The 13,472-nt window shown below is 47.9% G+C and carries 12 protein-coding genes and 1 pseudogene; 10 read left to right on the forward strand and 3 right to left on the reverse strand.

Annotation, left to right across the window (positions count from 1 at the left end):
* Positions 1 to 103: 103 nt before the first annotated feature.
* Complete coding sequence (locus B2M23_RS13160; RefSeq protein WP_038351977.1) at positions 104 to 679, reverse strand: SOS response-associated peptidase; 576 nt, start codon at positions 677 to 679, stop codon at positions 104 to 106.
* Between the two features lie 63 nt (positions 680 to 742).
* Positions 743 to 2,374 carry a hypothetical protein gene (locus tag B2M23_RS13165; RefSeq protein WP_038351976.1) on the reverse strand — a complete coding sequence of 544 codons (1,632 nt, stop codon included), beginning with the start codon at positions 2,372 to 2,374 and terminating at the stop codon, positions 743 to 745.
* 263 nt (positions 2,375 to 2,637) lie between these two features.
* Here B2M23_RS13165 and B2M23_RS13170 point away from each other — a divergent pair, with 263 nt between their 5' ends.
* The 6 genes from B2M23_RS13170 to guaA all read left to right on the forward strand — a co-directional run bounded on the left by B2M23_RS13170 (position 2,638) and on the right by guaA (position 9,958).
* Positions 2,638 to 3,600 carry a thiamine pyrophosphate-dependent dehydrogenase E1 component subunit alpha gene (locus B2M23_RS13170; protein WP_013379431.1) on the forward strand — a complete coding sequence of 321 codons (963 nt, stop codon included), beginning with the start codon at positions 2,638 to 2,640 and terminating at the stop codon, positions 3,598 to 3,600.
* 18 nt (positions 3,601 to 3,618) lie between these two features.
* Positions 3,619 to 4,608, forward strand: a complete 990-nt coding sequence (locus tag B2M23_RS13175; RefSeq protein ID WP_430735790.1) for an alpha-ketoacid dehydrogenase subunit beta — start codon at positions 3,619 to 3,621, stop codon at positions 4,606 to 4,608.
* A 19-nt stretch (positions 4,609 to 4,627) separates the two neighbouring features.
* A complete protein-coding gene (locus B2M23_RS13180; protein WP_038351974.1) occupies positions 4,628 to 6,505 on the forward strand; it encodes a dihydrolipoamide acetyltransferase family protein in 1,878 nt (625 codons plus the stop codon).
* A gap of 23 nt (positions 6,506 to 6,528) precedes the next feature.
* Positions 6,529 to 7,953: a dihydrolipoyl dehydrogenase gene (gene lpdA, locus B2M23_RS13185; protein ID WP_038351973.1), complete on the forward strand. Its 1,425-nt coding sequence runs from the start codon at positions 6,529 to 6,531 to the stop codon at positions 7,951 to 7,953.
* 7 nt (positions 7,954 to 7,960) lie between these two features.
* Positions 7,961 to 8,332, forward strand: coding sequence for a YccF domain-containing protein (locus B2M23_RS13190; protein WP_013379435.1), 372 nt, complete (start codon positions 7,961 to 7,963; stop codon positions 8,330 to 8,332).
* 87 nt (positions 8,333 to 8,419) lie between these two features.
* Positions 8,420 to 9,958: a glutamine-hydrolyzing GMP synthase gene (guaA, locus tag B2M23_RS13195; RefSeq protein WP_013379436.1), complete on the forward strand. Its 1,539-nt coding sequence runs from the start codon at positions 8,420 to 8,422 to the stop codon at positions 9,956 to 9,958.
* Positions 9,959 to 10,069: 111 nt separating this feature from the next.
* Here guaA and B2M23_RS13200 read toward each other — a convergent pair whose 3' ends face one another.
* Positions 10,070 to 10,543: a helix-turn-helix domain-containing protein gene (locus B2M23_RS13200; protein WP_052237190.1), complete on the reverse strand. Its 474-nt coding sequence runs from the start codon at positions 10,541 to 10,543 to the stop codon at positions 10,070 to 10,072.
* Positions 10,544 to 10,707: 164 nt separating this feature from the next.
* Between B2M23_RS13200 and B2M23_RS13205 the strand changes: the two genes are divergently transcribed.
* The 4 genes and pseudogenes from B2M23_RS13205 to B2M23_RS13220 all read left to right on the forward strand — a co-directional run bounded on the left by B2M23_RS13205 (position 10,708) and on the right by B2M23_RS13220 (position 13,437).
* On the forward strand, positions 10,708 to 10,899 hold the full coding sequence (locus B2M23_RS13205) for a transcriptional regulator (RefSeq protein ID WP_038351821.1): 192 nt from the start codon (positions 10,708 to 10,710) through the stop codon (positions 10,897 to 10,899).
* Positions 10,899 to 11,999: pseudogene (locus B2M23_RS13210) on the forward strand (site-specific integrase). Before B2M23_RS13205 ends, B2M23_RS13210 begins: the two are co-directional and overlap by 1 nt.
* Complete coding sequence (locus B2M23_RS13215; protein WP_110060352.1) at positions 11,974 to 12,276, forward strand: plasmid mobilization protein; 303 nt, start codon at positions 11,974 to 11,976, stop codon at positions 12,274 to 12,276. Before B2M23_RS13210 ends, B2M23_RS13215 begins: the two are co-directional and overlap by 26 nt.
* Complete coding sequence (locus B2M23_RS13220; RefSeq protein ID WP_038351971.1) at positions 12,277 to 13,437, forward strand: AAA family ATPase; 1,161 nt, start codon at positions 12,277 to 12,279, stop codon at positions 13,435 to 13,437.
* The last annotated feature ends 35 nt before the right edge of the window (positions 13,438 to 13,472 follow it).

Consider the following 13,472-nt stretch of genomic DNA (forward strand, 5'->3'; position numbering starts at 1 on the left):
CCTTATCGTTTTGTTTAAAGGTTATATACCCTTAAACCGAAAAAGGAAACTATTAAGCGATGCAGCAAATACTAAACCTATAGGAATAAATCAAGCCTTCTGGCTATTTTAGACAGTGCCGGACCAGTTCAGGAGGCACTGTACGGATCAGCTCAAGGGCGGCGTTGGTGTCATAAAGCCAGGCCTCTGCCTGATCTCTTGGAATAACGACTGGCATCCGGTTGTGGATCTCGGCAACCAGACTGACAGGCTCTCTGGTCAGAATGACAAATTCGCGGGTATCGCCTGCCTCACGGTAGATGCCTGCCAGATAAATGAGGGAAGGGCCACTGCCCTCAAAGACAAAAAGCTTTTTCTCCGGCGTCCACTCATAAAAGCCTTCGGCGGGGACCAGACAACGGCGGTTTAAAAAATCTTCCCGGAAAGTCTCTTTTTCAAGCAGTGTTTCGGAGCGGGCATTGATGATTAAAGCTTTGCGGTAGGGATTGGGATAACCCCACTTCATGACTGTTGGCACTCTTCCGTTTTTATCTCCGGCGATATAAACCGGTGCGTACTCGGAGGGAGCGATGTCGCCCTTTGACGCAGGTGCTTTGGTCTCTGCACTCATCAGAGCCTGCCAGAGCCTCCGGGCTTCCGTATCGGTTTTATGTGAGAATAGGGTGTAACGTCCGCACATAGACAGACCTCCTTTATAATGCTGCCCGTATTATAAACCGGGCAGCTGAAAACAGGCTTTAGTTTAGCTGGCGCGTTTACGGGCGAAAGCTGCCGTTCCTGCGAGGACTGCCGCCAGCAGGGTAAAGGGCAGGACTGGTGAGGCGGCGTTATCTGTACTGGTTTTGGGGTTGACTGGGCTGGCTGTGGTTACTGGCTGTGGTACCTCTGGTTCATCGGCCGGTGACTCGCCCGGTGCAGCGAGCGTACCGCTATAGACAGCATTGTTATGGCTGTCATAGGCAGTAACACGAACGCCAAGTGTTTTGCCGGCCATGCTTTCATCAATGGGAATATCATGTTTAAATTCAAGCTCAGAAGGGCCCGATGCGCGTACTAGTGTATCGACAGGCTTGTCAATATTTAGGTCGACACCATCGCCAGTGATATCATAATGAAGACGGGTAATTTTATTGTTCAGGGTATAGGAATTGTCGCCGTTGTCGACAATATCCTCAGAGGCCAGTTGAATGGGCGCAGTAACGCCATAAATTGCAAGAGTTTCTCCGGCATCTCCGCATGTAATGCCATCTTTGGTGTCGAGGTCTGTCGCGGTGACAATATCGGCTGTATTGTAGGTGTTTTCATCCGTAGCACCTGCGATTACCTCAGCCCGGGTAATGGCAACCTTTTGCCCGGTGGGCAGCGCCTCCAGCTCTGCCTTAACAGTATTGCCGCCGATCGTGAGAGAGGGTTCTCCAATACTGTAATAGTAATAAGCCATACGGTCGGGACTGTCAATAGCGCCCTGGGCCTGGAGAGCGCCGAGCTCAACGCTGTAGCTGGAGCTTGACTTTTTCAGGTTGTACAAAACACAGTGGACCTTGCCGGAAGCGTACTCGGCTGCATCAGCAGCGCGCCATTCAGGTAGGATCTCACAGAAAATACTTTGTGACCAGTAGCCGGGAAAGGGATCGCTGTAAACACGGTAGCCGTTATCGTCTGCCCAGGTTTTTACAAAATTAAAGTGTTCATCTGGAGAAAAACGTGCCAGTACCTTGTTTTCAGAAACGCCGATGGTGATGGCCTTTTGAGTCTGGGCGAGTACTGTGGAGTCTTGTTCCTCCAGCGTAACTTTGATGGTGTAATTCCCCTCAGAAAGCTCTGGATAGGCCGCACCATTTGCGTCCCGCCATTTCATCTGGTCAATCTCATTACCTCCTGCGATCATAGCATAAAAAGATTTATCATTATAATAGCATTTGATAGAGGCGTTGTTAAAGTCGCTCCCATTAACTGGGTCGGTGCTGATCAGCTCTGGCATGCCGGAGCTTTTGATATCCTCTGTGGTAACCGGACTGTAGTAATTCAGATTGTTGGGTAGATAAAGACTTGTGTTTCCCTTGACCGAGGTAGTGACATTTCTGACTGAAGTGCCGTCTGCATCTGTCAGCGAAACGGTCAGGACAGCGTCATCTGGCAGACTGCTTCCGTTTTCGATGCTGCCGAGAACATAAAAGCTTCTGCCAGGGGCGATGGTGGTTTCTGCTTCAGAGGGTGTTTCAATGCTCAGGGATGCGGAGGGCGCAGCCGCAGCGCCGGCCTCCTCAGCTAAAACGCCAAAGGGCCAGACGAGCAGTGTCAATGCCACAAAAGCACAGCAAAAAAGCCTTGAAAAGCGGCTTTTTAAATGGAATGATCTTGCATTTGATTTCATAATAAACCTCTCCTTTTAAATGTAATCATAAAAAGAGTATATCATTTGAAAAGGCCCGTAACAACCGGCTTTTGCCGTCTTGAAAAACACTTGAAGAATTCAGGAAGATGTTTCTGCTTCATTCTTTTTTCAGAAGGGAATTAATACTTTCCTTTTAAGCCAAAAAAAGCTATAATATTATATAATGAACAATAAATAATGGGTAAATAGGACATTTGCCCGGCCTTAGAACATCAAAGATACGAAGATTTGGAGGATTATCGATGATGGAATTTGATAAAGAATTATTAACAAAAATGTATTATAGAATGAACCAGGCCCGCTTTTTTGAAGAAAAGGTAGCCTGGCTGTTTTCAAGGGGACAGGTCCATGGGACCACCCATCTGTCTATGGGACAGGAAGGCTCTGCAGTAGGGGCCTGTCTGGCTTTGGACGAGGGAGACCTTGTGTCTCTGACACATCGCGGCCACTCCCAGGCCATTGGTTTTGGCCTTGACGTCAAGCTGATGATGGCGGAATTTTTAGGCAAGGAAACCGGCTACTGTAAGGGTAAGGGCGGTTCCATGCACATCGCGGATTTGAAATCCGGAAATATCGGAGCCAATGGCGTGGTCGGCGGTGGTTATCCACTGTCCTGCGGCGCGGCATTGACTCAGAAATACAAAAAAACCGGCAAGGTTGTACTCTGCTTTGCAGGCGACGGGTCGACCAATGAGGGGAACTTTCATGAATCTCTGAATCTGGCATCGGTCTGGAAGCTGCCGGTCATTTTTTATGTTGAAAACAACCTGTACGGCATGTCAACCCCCATCGAAAAGCATATGAATATCGAAAACATTTCGGACCGTGCGGCGGCTTATGGCATTCCAGGGCTTACCATTGACGGCAACGACATAATCGAGGTTTATAAAATTGTCAGAAAAGCTCGTCAGTACGCTCATTCCGGCAAGGGCCCTGTGCTCATCGAGAGCAAGACCTACCGCTACAATGGCCATTCCAAGAGCGACGCCCAGGTTTACCGGAGCAAGGAGGAAGTAGAGGCATGGCGGCAGAAAGACCCCATCACCCGCTTTGAGCGGTACCTGGAAGAAGATAAGGTCATGCTTCCGGATCAGATGGTACAGATAAAGGAAGCGGCGTACCAGAGTATTGAGGACGCTGTAGAATTTGCAAAAAACAGTCCTGAACCGCCAGTTACCGCAGTTCTGGAAGACGTATACGCTTAGGAGGTGCTTTTTATGGAAATGCAGGAAATGACTTATCGTGAAGCAATCCGCCTGGCCATGTCAGAGGAGATGCGGCGCGACAATGATGTGATTTTTATGGGAGAGGATATCGGCGTTTACGGCGGGGGCTTTGGTGTCTCTGTTGGCATGATCGACGAGTTCGGTGAGGAGCGCGTCATGGATACGCCTATCTCTGAATCAGTAATCGTAGGTGCAGCTGCGGGAGCAGCTGTGACAGGACTACGCCCCATTTGTGAAATGATGTTTATGGATTTTATCTCGTTTGGAATGGATTCTTTAGTCAACCAGGCGGCCAAGCTGCGCTATATGTTCGGCGGTGAGGCCCAGGTGCCAATGGTTGTGCGTCTGCCGTCAGGCTCCGGCACAGGAGCGGCGGCTCAGCACTGCCAGACGCTGGAGGCATGGATGTGCCATGTGCCGGGGCTTAAGGTGGTCACGCCGTCCACTCCGGCTCAGGCAAAGGGACTTTTAAAAGCAGCAATCCGGGATAATAATCCGGTCTGTTTCATTGAACATAAGCTTCTTTACAAAATGAAAGGTATGGTGCCTGTTGATGACAATTACCTCATTCCCATTGGTGAGACATTTGTGGAGCGCCAGGGAACAGATGTCACCATTGTGGCATGGGGCACACTGCTTGTGAAGGCCATGGAGGCCGCAGAAAAGCTGGCGGAGGAAGGTATTGAGGTAGAGATTGTCAATCCGATGACGCTTTATCCCATGGATATGGGGCCCATTATGGAATCCGTCAGGAAGACTGGCCGTCTGATCATTGCCCACGAGGCAGCCAAAACCGGCGGAGTTGGCGGAGAGATCGCTGCACGGATTGCAGAGAGTGACTGCTTTGACTATATGGACGCGCCAATTATCCGTCTCGGCGGACTGGACGTGCCCATTCCATATAACCGTAATCTGGAAGCCGCTGTGGTACCACAGATAGAAGATCTTATGGATGCCGTTTATCAGGTAGTCGGATGCGACGATTAAATAGAAAGGGATTACAAATATGGCAGCAGATATTATTTTACCAAAGCTAGGAATGGACATGCAGTCCGGAACCATAATGACATGGTATAAAAACGAGGGAGACACCGTCAAAAAAGGTGAACCGCTGTTTGAGCTCATGACCGATAAAGTCAATATCGAGGTTGAGGCCGAGGATAATGGTGTCCTTCTGAAACGCTACTATGAAACAGGCGTGGAACTACCGGTATTTACAGTCATCGGCTGTATCGGTGAGGCTGGAGAACAGGTGCCGGAGCATCAGACGGTTTCGCTGCGCGGCAATATGCAGAGCCCGGGCCACCTCACAGATGAGGACCGCGCAGCGCTGAAGGCCATGCGCAGCTCTACCCGCGAGGGATTTTCAAGCGCGGGCAAAACCATACGCGCCACACCGTCCGCCAGACGTTTGGCGGCAGAGCATAAGATTGATCTGGCAAACGTAGCTGGCAGCGGCCCTAAAGGGCGTATTCAGGTAGAGGATATCGAGGCATTGCTGGAAGTATCCAAAAAAGTAGAGAAAACCGAGGTGCCTCAGCAAAAAGTCTTTACAGAGCCAGAGGAAGAAAAGATTGAGGCGTCAAGCGTTCCAGAGGAAACCAATGAGTTGGCTGACGAACCGGAAAGCATTGTGGCTGAAGAAACTGAAGAAGCCTTTACCGCAGAGCCGAATCCGGGAATGACCGGAGCCCTTGATATGACCCTTGAGGACCTGGTAGCTGGGATGGGCAGCCTTGAAGCCGAGCTGGGCAGCGAAGCCCATGAGGAGGATGTCATGGAAGGTGCTGCTCAAAAGGCGGAAACAGAGGCAGAAGAAGGGCCACATGCAATCAGTGCGTCACCGCTGGCAGAAAAAATAGCGGCGGTCGAAAATATTGACATTCACAGTATTCCCGAGGGCAGCGGTCCGGACGGACGCATCATGAAGGAGGATGTCCTGAAAGCCATGGCCGAAGGATCAAGCCGCCATGAAAGCGTGATTGAGGAGGTTGAGGTTCAGGAGAGAGCACCTGAGGAAGAGGAAACCACCGAAGAACCCATCCTGGCAGAACCGGAGCCGAAGCCTGAAAAACAGAAAGAACAGTCAGAGCCCGACAATAGAGATGAAGAAGAGAGCATTGTCGTCACATGCCCTGAGCCAACCACCCCGGTGCCTGAGGAAGCAAAAGAAGCAGCCGATAAACCGCCGGTAAACGGCAGACTTGAAGCCATGCCGTCAAAACGCAGAATTATTGCGGACCGCATGGTAAAGAGCAATCTTGAAAACGCAGTGATCACCCTGACAACCGAGGTAGATATGACCGAGGTTAAGGACCTGCGCAAGAAAATCAGCAAAAAAGTTGAGAAGGAAACAGGCTATCGCTGTACCTATACGGATTTCCTGCTGGTTTCCGTTTCAAGAGCCTTAATGGAGCATCCCTATATCAACAGCAGTCTGTGTGAGGACGGCGTTGTGCTGCATGATTTTGTAAATCTGGGCATGGCTGTGGGAATGGATGATGGCCTGATCGTCCCTGTTATCCGCGACGCCCATGCCGCAAGTTTTTCCGAAATGGTCGAAAAACGCAGCGAGCTGCTCAAGCTTGTCAAGGCGAAAAAACTGACAGGCGACCATTTTAAGGACAGCACTTTTACAGTAACCAATCTGGGCATGTACGGTATCCTGGAATTCACAGCTATTATCAACCAGCCCAACAGCGCGATTCTGAGCGTGGGCGAGGTGGTAGACAGGGTTCGTATCTTCAAAGGCGAGCCGACTCCGAGATCTATAATGAAGATCAGTCTGAATCTGGATCACCGCGTGGCAGACGGCATGGCAGGAGCCAAATTCCTCCAGACTGTCAAGAGCTATATGGAAAACCCGGCCCTGCTGTTATTTTGAATGGGTAGAAAGAGTCAGAGAAAATGAGTGAGAGTAAAGATTTTAAACATTATGACCTGGTGGTACTGGGCGGGGGATTCGGTGGCTATACCGCAGCCATAAGAGCCGCCCAGCTTGGAAAAAAGGCCGCGGTAATTGAAGAAGACCGCCTTGGCGGCACCTGCCTGAATGTCGGCTGTATTCCCACTAAATTTATGCTTCAGAACGCGAAGATTATAAAAGCCTGTGACGGCGCGGCAAAGCGCGGCGTTGTCATGTCACAGCCAAGCGTCAACATGGCGCAGATGATTAAAAATAAAGATGAAAAGGTCCGCCGGCTGGGAGGCGGCATCAAAATGCTGTTAAAAAGCAACGGGGTGGACGTCTATCAGGGAACTGGCGAGGTTTTTCCGGACTATTCCGCTAAAATTACGGATATGGAGGGCGGAGAGGAAATCATCGGCTGGGAAAAGCTGGTCATCGCTACCGGCTCCAATCCCGCCATTCCCGATTTGTTCAGGGATATTCCTGGGCTGCTGACCAACCGCGAGGCTCTGAACCTTCCGTATCTGCCCAAGGAGCTCATCATTGTGGGCGGCGGTGTGGTGGGGTGTGAGTTTGCCACCATTTTCAGTATTTTTGGCACAAAGGTGACCATGCTGCAAAACGGCAGCACCTTGATCAATGGCTTTGATAAGGAGGGTACCGCCTGTGTAGAGGAAAGCCTGGTTAAAAACGGCGTTACTATTCATTATAACGCCTTTGTCCGGGATATTTACAAGGATTCCGCTTCCAACTTCCACCTGGAGGTTGAGATGCGCAATGAGGAACAGCCAAAAAGCTTTTGCTGCGCCGATGTGCTCATGGCCACCGGACGCTGTGCAAACTTAAAAGGGCTGGACAGTCTGAACCTTGAGCTTGACCGCGGCTGGGTAGATGTCAATGATTACCTTGAAACCTCTGTAGCAGACGTCTACGCCATTGGAGACGTGACAGCCAAATCCCATCTTGCCCACGGCGCGTCCGCTATGGCCATGCGGGCCGTTGAGAACATGTTTGGCGGCAGATCCACTAAGATGAACTACAGCCTGATCCCCTCTTGCGTGTATACCCTTCCCGAGGTGGCCTCAGTCGGTATGCGGGAGGAAGCTGCGAGAGAAGCCTATTCAAACGTCAGGGTGGGGAGCTTCCCCATGAGCGCCAGCGGCCGAGCGCTGATCCGTGATGAAAGCCAGGGCTTTGTCAAGGTCATCACCGAGGATAAATACGGTGAGATTCTGGGCATTCACGTCGCCGGTCCAGGCGCTACAGAGCTGATCACTCAAGCCGAGACCATCATGGCTCTGGAGGGAACCATTGAGGATATGTGCCGGATCATCTATCCGCATCCCACCATCTCCGAAGCTCTGTTTGAGGCGGCTATGGATACCTTTGGCATGTCCATCCATCTGCCGAAGAAAGAAGCCTGAAAAGCCTATGAGAACACTGGGAAACATCATCTGGTTTCTGTTTGGCGGGTTGATTTGTGCCCTGGGATGGGTGATTTCAGGCTTGATCTGCTGTGTGACCATCATCGGTATACCTGTTGGGCTCCAGGCCTTTAAATTCGCCAGCTTTGTGCTCTGGCCTTTCGGGCGGGATATTGATTTCAGCGGAATGGGTACAGGCTCTTTTCTGGTGAATATCCTCTGGATCATCTTTTTTGGGTGGGAGCTGGCGCTTGCCTCACTGGCCTTTGGCCTTGTCTACTGCGTTACCATTGTGGGAATTCCTTTTGGGCTTCAGCATTTTAAATTTATGAAGCTGGCACTGATGCCCTTCGGCGCAGAAATTATTACAATTGATTGACGATTAACAGAAAATACTGGCTGAAAAGGGCTTGACAAAGCGTGATTAACGGATAAACTATATACATTAACTCATCAAGGAGGAAAAATGGCAGAAAGAGAAACAATTCTGATCATCGATTTTGGTGCCCAGTATAACCAGCTCATCGCCCGCCGGGTGCGTGAAGCAAGCGTTTATTCTGAGGTGGTACCCTACGATGTATCCATTGAAAGAATTAAGGAAATCAATCCAAAGGGGATCATCTTTACAGGGGGTCCTTCCAGTGTTCACGAAGAGGGCGCTCCAAAGTGTAACCCGGATATCTATACATTGGGGATTCCTGTGCTGGGAATTTGTTACGGCGCCCAGCTTATGGCCCAGCAGCTGGGGGGAGACACCGACTCGGCTGAGATCCGCGAATATGGCAAAAAAGCTGTGAAAATCGGGAAAAAAGACAGCGTGCTGTTCAAGGATGTCAAAGACGATTCCATAGTATGGATGAGCCACACCAATTATATCGCTCAGGTCCCCGATGGCTTTGAGATTGCAGCCACCACCGAAACCTGCCCGGTAGCCGCCATGGAAAACGCAGGGGCAAAAATGTATGCTGTGCAGTTTCATCCAGAGGTAGAGCACAGCCAATACGGAAAAGAGCTGCTTCGCAACTTCATCTACGATGTCTGCGGCTGCCAGGGCCTGTGGACCATGGAAAACTTCATCGAAGAGCAGATAAAGGCTATCCGCGAACGAGTCGGTGATAAAAAGGTGCTCTGTGCTCTGAGCGGCGGTGTGGATTCATCTGTAGCCTCAACCCTGGTGCACCGCGCCATCGGTGACCAGCTGACCTGTATCTTTGTGGACCACGGTCTGCTGCGTAAAGACGAAGGCGACCAGGTTGAGGAGATTTTTAAAAATCGTTTTAAGATGAACTTTATCCGTGTCAACTGCGAAGACCGCTTTCTCGGCAAGCTGGCCGGCATAGATGATCCTGAACGCAAGCGCAAGATCATCGGCGAAGAGTTTATCCGTGTTTTTGAAGAAGAATCCAGCAAGCTGAAAAATATTGATTACCTTCTCCAGGGAACCATTTATCCAGATGTTATCGAGAGCGGCACCAAAAACGCCGCAGTAATCAAAAGCCACCACAATGTTGGCGGCCTGCCCGAGGATGTGGATTTTGAGCTCATTGAGCCTCTCCGCAACCTTTTCAAGGACGAAGTCCGCGAGCTTGGCGAGGAGCTTGGGCTCGACCATGACTTGGTTTGGCGCCAGCCCTTCCCAGGCCCGGGTTTAGCCATCCGCGTTATGGGCGAAGTCACAAAGGAAAAGCTTGATCTGCTGCGCGAAGCTGATTTTGTTTTCCGCGATGAAATCGCAAAAGCCGGTCTGGACGAAGAAATCTGGCAGTACTTTGCGGTCCTTCCAGGTAACCGCAGCGTCGGCGTCATGGGCGACGAACGGACCTACGACTACACTGTTGGTCTGAGAGCCGTCACCTCTGTCGATGGTATGACTTCTGACTGGGCAAGAATCCCCTTCGATGTAATGGAAAGTATCTCTACCCGCATTGTCAATGAAGTTCCCCACGTTAACCGTATCGTGTACGATATTACGAGCAAGCCGCCATCAACGATTGAATGGGAATAGATAATAAAACCCTCGAAAGCCGCTATATACTGTGCTTTCGAGGGTTGTTTTTATTTTTTGATAACATTTTGATAACATAAAGCTAAAAATAGCTAAAAATGAAATGATTCCTCAACCATTTTCTTTATCTTTTTCATATCGTAATTTTCTTTTTTCTTTATCACGTTCTGCCTGTAAGCGAGGATAAGAATAGCGCCAAAGATCATATTCTTCCTGTGAGATTTGCTCTTCTTTAAGTGCGCTGAGTTCATTATGCCAAAGCCGAAGGCTATCTTTAAGACTGGGATCATCTAAAGAAAGATAGATTTGTCCATCGATCTCTTTTGGCGTGAGATGATAATGATCTTCCAGTGAAAACAAAGCATGAATCACACCATAATAACTGTCGAAATCAGGATCGGACAAAGCAAAAAAACTGAGGCCCAGGGCATCGGCGATTTTATGGACTTGTTCTTCTGAAGGGTGGCGGTTGCCCAGCTCATAATTGCGAAGAGCAGGTTCACTCATGCCTGCCATAGCCGCAAGCTGTTTTTGAGAGAGTTTCTGGGCCGTTCGAAATTTTTTTATCTTTTCTCCAATGGTCATAATAAATACCTCCGTGGATTGATTATACCACAGACCGTTCATATATGAAATCTTTTTTTGCCGGGGGTCTTGACAGCACAGAAATGAACTGTTATGATGAGGACAAGAAAAAAACCGTTCGTATATGAACGGTTTGGTGAAATATATAGAAAGGAGGACACCAGATGAATCAGAAAATGTTTATCAGTGCTGAAGAAATGGCAACGGAGCTCGGAATTTCCAAATCCTTTGCCTACAAATTAATGCGTGAAATGAATGAAGAGCTTCAAAAAAAGGGGTACCTGACCATTGCCGGCCGTGTGAGCCGGAAGTATTTTGAAGAAAAATTTTATGGCATGGAAAGGGAGATGATGTAATGTCCGCTTATAAGGATAAGGAAAAAGGTACCTGATATGCTTCTTTCCGATATAAAGATTGGAAGGGGCAGAACATTCAAAAAATGAAACGCGGTTTTAAGACAAAAAAGGAGGCACTGGCTTGGGAACAAGCTTTTAAACAACAGCAGGCTGGAGATCCAGATATGTTGTTTGAAGATTTTATAGAAATCTACAAAAGGGATATGGCATCACGGCTTAAGAAAAATACCTGGCAAACCAAAAATTATGTGATTGATAAGAAGATACTGCCAGCATTTCAACATAAAAAGCTTCGCGAGATTCGCCCCTCCGATGTCATTCACTGGCAAAATGAACTGCTTGCGCATCGAGATAAACAGGGTAAGGCTTATTCCAGCGGCTATTTAAAAACAGTCCACAATCAGCTGAGCGCCATTTTTAATTATGCCGTTCGGTTTTATGACTTGTCGTCTAACCCTGCGGCAAAAGCAGGAAACATGGGGAAAGAAACAAATAAGGAAATGCAGTTTTGGACAAAAGAGGAATACCTGAAATTTGCGGATTCTATGATGGACAAACCAATATCCTACTACGCTTTCGAGATGCTGTACTGGTGCGGTATCCGGGAAGGCGAGCTGCTGGCATTGACAAAGTCGGACTTTGATTTTGAAAAAAGAACGGTCAGAATCAATAAATCCTATCAAAGAATAAAAGGGGAAGACGTCATTACAGAACCTAAAACACCTAAAAGTAATCGAACGATCCAAATGCCTGTCTTTCTGCGTGATGAAATGGAGGATTATATTCAAAGCTTATATAGCATTAAATCAGATGAGCGTATTTTTCCTATATCTAAATACTATTTGTTCAGTGAGATGCAGAGAGGCACAAATGAACAAAAGATTAAGAAAATACGGATTCATGATTTGCGACACTCTCACGTATCTTTATTAATTGATATGGGATTTTCAGCGGTGGCGATCGCTGACAGGGTAGGGCATGAAAGTATTGATATTACTTTTCGTTATGCCCATCTTTTTCCATCAAAACAAGATGAAATGGCTGAAAAATTAGATTTTGAAAGGATGTGTAATAATGAAAAAACGTCGACGAAATGTTAATGTAACTTTTAGAATGTCTTCTGAAGAGAGTAAAGAGTTAAATATCCGGGTAATGTTGTCTGGGCTCACAAAGCAAGACTATATAATCAAACGATTATCTTGCCGAGAAATTGAGGTTATTGGAAATCCCAGAGTGTATAAGGCTCTTCGAAATCAGATGACACAAATTTATGATGAGCTGAAACGCATTTATGATGGCGATGAAATGACAGAAGAACAGCTATTCACGCTCCAGCTGATCGCGCAAACACTGCAGGGACTCAAAGGAGAAAAATAAATGGCCGATACAAAAGAAAAAACGACTCCTCCCGATTCATCTGTTGACGCAGATGGGGAGCAGTCGCCATTCAAAAACTATGATTTAAGTATACCAGAAACAAAAAAGAAAGACAATGTTCCAAAGAAAAAAGCGGCAGCGGCAAAGGACACTGCCTTAAAGACGGTTACCGTGACCACGTTATTGGATACACTCTATCCGCCATTGGAGCCGATTATTCATGATCTTTTGTATCCCGGAACCTATCTGTTTGCCGGTGCACCGAAGGCAGGAAAATCTTTTATGATGGCTCAACTTGCTTACCATACCAGCAGCGGTATTCCGCTTTGGGGAAATCCTGTTAATCCAGGAACTGCTCTGTATCTGGCACTGGAAGATAATAACCGAAGAATGCAGCAGCGGCTGTATAAAATGTTTGGAGCAAAAAATAATGATAAATTTTATCTGGCCACTGCGGCCCATCGAATGAACCAAGGTTTGGAGGAGCAGCTTGAAAAATTTCTTGAGGAACATCCCGACACCAAGCTCATTATCTATGATACGATGCAAAAAGTGCGTGGAAAGGATGGTGACGATATCAGTTATAAAAAAGACTATGAGATGATTTCGCAAATAAAAGCCTTTGGCGATCAGTATGATCTTTGCCAGACCATTGTTCATCATACCCGTAAACAGGAGGCCAGCGATCGCTTTGATACAATCTCCGGGACCAATGGTTTGTTGGGGGCAGCCGACGGCGCCTTTATTCTGGAGAGGAAAAAACGCGGCAGCAACAAGGCGATCATGGAGATGGTCAGCCGGGATTTGCCCGATCAGAAATTTCATTTAAGTTTTGATACGCAAAAATGTCTTTGGCAATTGGATGAACTGGAAAAGGAATCCTTCAAAGAGCCTGTAAATCCGTTGCTGGAAGCGGTCAATCAATTTTTAGAAAGAGAAGGAAAAAGCTGGCATGGCCGCGCAAGCGATTTAGTTGATTTGTTGGACATTGAAAAGATGAGTCCCAATATGCTCACAAAAAATCTTAATCCTGAAGTTGGACGTCTGTCCACAGAGTATGGCATTGAATATGAAAATAAACGGAGCAACAGAGGAAGTGACATCACGCTGGTAAAGAAGAGAGACAAATCAATTTACAGTGACGATAGTGACGATATATAGGGTACCGCTGTCGGGATCAAAAACAGCGTCACATC

It is taken from the genome of Eubacterium limosum, assembly GCF_000807675.2.
Taxonomy (GTDB): domain Bacteria; phylum Bacillota; class Clostridia; order Eubacteriales; family Eubacteriaceae; genus Eubacterium; species Eubacterium limosum.